Genomic DNA, 5,067 nt, shown 5'->3' on the forward strand with positions numbered 1-5,067 from the left:
TTAATATACGGAATATACACTCAGGAGCCATTCTATCTAAATCTTCCAATATCAACACTACTTTCCTATTTTGATTTTGTAGTCTCTTCTTCATGCTATCTATAATATCATAAATGAGCTGAGATATAGGATTAAACTCATAAATAGAACCATCATCATCTGAGAAATCTACTTCATAATCTTCAACATTTTCAACGCCTTTGGTTACCTCTTGAATATGATCATCCCAAAGTTTCCTTACCCAATTAAGTCCTTTAAATAAACCGGGAGTATTGAGTGACAAACCAGGAATATTTAAATCTGGCAATATATTCCCCACGTCTTTAATTAAATCTACTCCTCTAGTTTTAAGAAACGAAGCAATCTTCCATGAATTTGAAATGGTGGATGTATCAATGGAATCGTAATGATTGGATACCAGTTTCAGCAAGATATCTCTTTTCAAACATTCAAAGACATCAAGCTCACCCGTAATCTGATAATTGACGGGATAAATAGGTATGAAAACATATTCATCCTGAACTTCGGGCAGATTAATAAAGTGATTTAAGAAGAAACTTTTACCCGATCCAAAGCGACCCGAAAAGATACATCTATCATTCTTATCTAGGTGCTTTTGAAAATCAGTGATAAGGGAATCAACGTTAATAATAAATTTGCCTTTTTCCATAATAGATTTAATTTAATGCTTACCCCTTAAGGTAGCACATAAAAGGCTATAAATGAACTTTTAAAGATTTTAAAATGCTCATTTACACTAAATGACTACTATTGCGTAAAGTATTGATACTCTTTATCTTTTCGCTGTGCCAAGAATAAGGAATATATCCAAGAATATCAAACTGTACACACCTCTGGAAAGCTGTTCAATTGTTGCTCCTGCTAGAGCTATTATTCCCAAAGCAAGGAATATCTGTACAATGCGTGGATTCATAATGCTATTATTTAGGTTCTTTTCTACTTATATAATTTACATAAAAGAGAACGAATAATAATGTGTTTAAACCTAAAAAGGAGGTACTTAACAAAAACTTAATGCTTCTGTAACTCTAGCTACATATTAAGAAAGTTTTTTATTGTAGAAACAAAATAAGCAAGATGATAATCTCTTTTGCAACTTCTTCGTAATACCGAAAACAGACTTACACAAAAGTTTACTAAACTTATAAAAACAATTCATATTTTATACTTCCGTTTGAAGAAATTTTTTTACCTTATTGATCAGAAAGTTATTTGTCCGTAATTTTCAATCTAAGGATAAACGTTATAACATTACAAAACAATTCATATTTAGCCCATTATGAAAATTTTTGCACTTATATTCTTGGTCTTCATACTCTATGTAGCTTTGTTGTTTTCGCCAAACCATGAAACTACTAGTGCCCAAGTAGATTATAGCCAACTAGAAAATGATACTAGCTCATCGGTTTTAGACATGAACACCATACAGATTGGAGATAATCTGTCGCAATCATTTACCAGTGAGTAATACGTTATACTGCATAAAAAAAGCAGGCGTAATCACGAATTGAATCATCGGATTACGCCTACTTTTTACTAATACTCTTTAGTGCTCATTCTAGAGTAATAGTAGTTATGGTTTATTCTTCATCTATCGTAATAATATATTTTTCATTAATATTGGGGTTTATTGTAGAATACTTGGTGTATTGCGAGGTTACATCTACATCTTCAACAAACGCATTGGCTGCCATTCCTAGCATTTCATCTACTGTACGAAATGTGGTGTAGTAACTCTTCCTAAATAGGCGTTTGTAGGCATTAATTCGATCTTTAGCCATAATCTCTCTCCCTCTTTTTTTCGGGAAGAAACCCCATTTTTTCTTGTTCTTTTTATCTTTCTTGGGAATGCTTAGTTTTATTTTCTCTCCTTTTTCTTTATCTGTAAAATAATCTATCTTCACTAGCATCGGTGTTTCATCTTCTTGATGAGTATGCAAAATAGAAAATTTACGCTGGTGAACATCACCACTATCAATTTCGTAGTTCTCGATCAGCACACTATTATCATCCAAGCGTCTACGCAATTGAATATGACTTAATTTGTCTCTTTTTATGCGATTAACATTCATAGTCTAGCAAGTTTAGTTTCTATACAACAATAATTGCCTGCCTTCATCGAAATAAGTTTTTACGAGTTGCATCCTCTCCTATCTATCAAGAAGCTACATATACATACCTCTACCCTCAATAAATAAGGTAAATGCAGTGTACAAGATGTTGTTCGTAAAATGAATATAGATTTCTGTCTCAACTAGGCAGTATCCCTAATATACAACATAACTGACTAATTATGAAATTATTACAGCTTATTTTAAAGATTATACTTATTCAAAGAAATACCAGGGAGAGTAATGACACAACATAGATTACATCCAATTATATCCAACTCAGAGTAAACATAGACTCATTGTTCTAAATAGCTGGACGGTTATTGCATAAAAAAATCCTCTCATGTCATAAGTGAGAGGATTTTTATCAACGAGATCATTTCATATATGTCTAGAGTTCTTTATGGCGAACTTTACGACCAAATACATAGTACAAAATGGTAGCTATAATAAGCAGTATAATCCCTATTTCAATATAAAATTGATAAGAGCTGATATTTATAAACTCCAAAACTATGGAGATTAAAGTGGCTACCGATAGCCCTATTACTACTGCATTACTTCGTGATTCGTAGTTTTTCCAAAAGTCGAAGACCAACAGAACCACTCCAGCCAATACAATTTTTGTACTTGGTATAATTGTATATACCATAAGCAATATGATAATTATTGCAGTTAAAGCCAACGTTCGACTTTTATAGCTTAATATTTGCATGGCTTAAATATTTATCCTTTATTCAGAACAAGTATTTTACCTATACTGAAAAAGCTGTTAATTTCTATTTTAACAGCTTTTAGAAGGAAATTGTTTAAGTCTCAAAGCTAGCATTCAATGGAAAGTCGATATAACTTAACACTCAAATACATTTTGTAAACTATTTTACTATTGAACACTTACACTCTCTACACATGAATCTTAAACACCCCTGCTTAAGAATGGGAACATTAGTAGAGCACTGCGACACTTCTTATAAAAACACTACTATAACATAAAATCAATAGTAGACAATCTATCGAGTGCAAGCTTTGAGACAAAAACAACCTCACTATCTATGAAAATCATCAAACCTATGTCATCCTAAATTCTAGAATACTCATACTTTTCACTTTGTATATGGCATTTTTTGAATACGAATACTAATCTTAAATTTAAACACTTATAAAACTCAGGTCTGATATGAGTATATCTAAATATCTTTCTTTAGTTTAATTCACTTTTATACGCCTTAATTGCAAATACTTGGTAAAGAACAACTCCCATGATAGCTAATATAAACACACCCACATATACTTCTTTATAGGGTACATTAGTGAGATACTGGAAGATAACACTTAATGTAGCTAACACATGCAACACTCCTACTGTTGTCTTGCTTCTTGGCAAACTAACGTTGTCGTAGTCGAAAAGCATCACTAGCATAATTAGAATCGCAGCAAGCATACTAGAAGTTAAAGAGCTTATAGCTAATGCAACTAGAATTGCTCCTGATAGAATCAATGTTCTCTTTTCAAGATTTAGCGATTTCATTTTTTAACTAGTTTTGGTTTTAATACAGATTCCTGATTTTAAATCATTCATCTGGTGTTCTTTTTTTAAAAGTTAAATAGTTATTCACTATTTACTGTATAAACTTACTAACATTCGTAATTTGAATAAAGTTTGCTAGCTTGGCATTTATTACCCAAAAGAGAGTAAAAAAATAACTATTTGCTATGCAAATCTATCTATTACTACTTATTTGCACCAACAAGATACAAAATGATTACTATTATGCAAATAATAAAGCTAAATATTTATCGAAAAGGAGCAAAATAGTTTGTAATCGTGCAAGTGTAAAAGAAAATTATTTTAAGATCAACATTCCTCTAAAAGGCTGTACAAAATAGTTACAGAGTTTTTACTTCTTTCATTTTAGATCAAAAAATATTTTAGTGATTTAGTAAATAAATGATTGAATTTAGGCTCTTTTGGTTTACTAATTGATAGATGCTATCGAAATAAAACAATCAAATAGCAACTTGAGCCCATATTTACTATAAGAGATAAATCCTACATTTTATTATACAGACTCCAGGAAAGAGTACTTCTACAATAATTCAATATTTACTTTTGAAGTATCTGGATAGTTATACATTCACAATACAGAAGTATCTTTTTATCCTCCTCTTTCTAAAGTCTAATTATACACAGAAAAGAAGTATTATTATGCGTTATTTTACTACTCAAAACCAGAGCTTCATTTTGACACCGACATGATGATGCTTTGACACCGACATGTTATCATTTTAACCCTGATAAGACGAGCTTTTGACTTAGATCTAAATTCGCATCCTTTAATTCTGTATATCTATGCGAAATAGACTTTGCTTTATTTAAAATTTAATTGGGCGTTTTTTGTGAAGAATTAGCTTTAAAACTCCCATGCCATCGAAGTCTGTTATGGAGTATGCCTTTCTTGTGAAACTCTATCCATAAAAGTAAAGAGGCATACCAAACCCATTTGCTACGTAGGGTTGGAAGTTTTTTTATAGGGTAGGAATACTTGATTTCAATTTAAAACCATACGTCGTACTTTAAATGGGATTTTCAGCATAATTTCTCCTGCCAGAAACTTATAGATACCCATTTGTAAAGCAATAAAACCAATAGACAGCAAATGCCTATCGAACCAACTTGTAAAAAAAGATAATCCAAAAGCCATACCAAATGTAAAGAAAGAGCTTAGGTAAGCCATTCTCACTTCCTTGCGAAAGCGATAACCTTCAAGAAACAAAAAGAATAGGCTCATTATGATCACACCATAAATCAGTATGCTCCAATTGGTTCGAAAATAAGTGAGGAGTATGTAATACCCCACTATATGTAGTATAATGAGAGAACAAAGAGTGTAAGTTCGCTCTTGTGATCTTAGGTTTTTCATGGTATAGGTAGTTA

The 5,067-nt window shown here is 31.5% G+C and carries 7 protein-coding genes; 1 reads left to right on the forward strand and 6 read right to left on the reverse strand.

The window, feature by feature from the left end:
- Positions 1 to 670, reverse strand: a 670-nt coding sequence (locus K8V80_RS05860; RefSeq protein ID WP_276776047.1) for a P-loop NTPase fold protein, incomplete at its 3' end; no start/stop codon positions are given.
- Positions 671 to 793: 123 nt separating this feature from the next.
- On the reverse strand, positions 794 to 934 hold the full coding sequence (locus K8V80_RS05865) for a hypothetical protein (RefSeq protein WP_006744875.1): 141 nt from the start codon (positions 932 to 934) through the stop codon (positions 794 to 796).
- 366 nt (positions 935 to 1,300) lie between these two features.
- Between K8V80_RS05865 and K8V80_RS05870 the strand changes: the two genes are divergently transcribed.
- Positions 1,301 to 1,489, forward strand: coding sequence for a hypothetical protein (locus K8V80_RS05870; protein ID WP_157450718.1), 189 nt, complete (start codon positions 1,301 to 1,303; stop codon positions 1,487 to 1,489).
- Between the two features lie 112 nt (positions 1,490 to 1,601).
- On the opposite strand, the gene K8V80_RS05875 is transcribed toward K8V80_RS05870, so the two are convergent.
- The 4 genes from K8V80_RS05875 to K8V80_RS05890 form a co-directional block, all read right to left on the reverse strand.
- Positions 1,602 to 2,093, reverse strand: a complete 492-nt coding sequence (locus tag K8V80_RS05875; RefSeq protein WP_276776050.1) for a hypothetical protein — start codon at positions 2,091 to 2,093, stop codon at positions 1,602 to 1,604.
- 430 nt (positions 2,094 to 2,523) lie between these two features.
- Positions 2,524 to 2,784, reverse strand: a complete 261-nt coding sequence (locus K8V80_RS05880; RefSeq protein ID WP_276776052.1) for a hypothetical protein — start codon at positions 2,782 to 2,784, stop codon at positions 2,524 to 2,526.
- 549 nt (positions 2,785 to 3,333) lie between these two features.
- Entirely contained in the window at positions 3,334 to 3,660 is a 327-nt protein-coding gene (locus K8V80_RS05885) for a hypothetical protein (protein WP_006744872.1), read from the reverse strand.
- 1,021 nt (positions 3,661 to 4,681) lie between these two features.
- Positions 4,682 to 5,067, reverse strand: a 386-nt coding sequence (locus K8V80_RS05890) for a hypothetical protein (RefSeq protein ID WP_276776054.1), incomplete at its 5' end; no start/stop codon positions are given.

Origin of the sequence: Bacteroides coprosuis, from assembly GCF_020741705.1 — a bacterium.
Taxonomy (GTDB): domain Bacteria; phylum Bacteroidota; class Bacteroidia; order Bacteroidales; family Bacteroidaceae; genus Bacteroides_E; species Bacteroides_E coprosuis.